Source organism: Tropicimonas sp. IMCC6043 (assembly GCF_004146235.1).
GTDB lineage: Bacteria > Pseudomonadota > Alphaproteobacteria > Rhodobacterales > Rhodobacteraceae > Tropicimonas.
The window spans coordinates 1-678 of the sequence record NZ_SELO01000146.1 but is presented as its reverse complement, the minus strand read 5'-3'; the positions used below and the strand labels follow the sequence as shown (position 1 = coordinate 678).

Here is a 678-nt window from a genome sequence, read left to right as displayed (position 1 = left end):
ACGCGCTCCCGCAATTCCATAGGATGTGGCTTGCCCATTCCTACCCCCTATATCTGCCTCACAAACAGAGAACCATGGGCGCCACATCTTGGGAATCCTGAATCCGATCAGCTTGGGAACGCTCTAATCGTTGCCGTGATGTCGAAGAACGTCGTGATGTGGTAATCACGCTGGGTCATCTGGAGACTGAGATCGACACCACCAATGTTGTTGATGACACCGCTGCCCGTCGAAAGGAAATCAAGGATCGTTGGTTGAGTGCCACCACTGGTCGAAAAGTTGAGCGCTCCCGTGTATTCGATATCGCCCAAGTAATCTCCAAGAAGCAGATTTTCCGGGACGGCCGCAGACTCCGGATTGGACGAGTCTACTTGCCGGTAGATGCCCATGGTGAATGTTCCGTCGAGATAGAGGGCGTTTGCAGCACCTCCCGCGATGCTTGCCGCCGAAGCGACCGCAGCAACCAAGTATTTCATCGTGCACACTCCAAATTTTGGCGCTTCCAACTTGACGAAGAGGCGATCACGCGTCCTCGCGTGGCTCAATAGTATTAGGTCGTGTTGACAAAAGGGATTCACACTCGGCAGTAGGCGTGATTCAAGCTGGTATCTGCGATGGAGACCAGCTTGGCACGAAACCTGATGTCGGAATGAGGCGGGTCAGAAAACGGTCCGGGGG

At 54.1% G+C, this 678-nt stretch carries 1 protein-coding gene; it reads right to left on the bottom strand.

Features of this window, described 5'->3' with window-relative positions:
* Window positions 1–107: 107 nt before the first annotated feature.
* Complete coding sequence (locus tag EU800_RS26155) at window positions 108–476, bottom strand: hypothetical protein (protein ID WP_129636366.1); 369 nt, start codon at window positions 474–476, stop codon at window positions 108–110.
* Between the last annotated feature and the right edge of the window lie 202 nt (window positions 477–678).

Coding starts and splice junctions, on each gene's coding strand:
- EU800_RS26155 (WP_129636366.1), bottom strand. CDS start 476: ATGAAATACTTGGTTGCTGCGGTCGCTTCGGCGGCAAGCATCGCGGGA.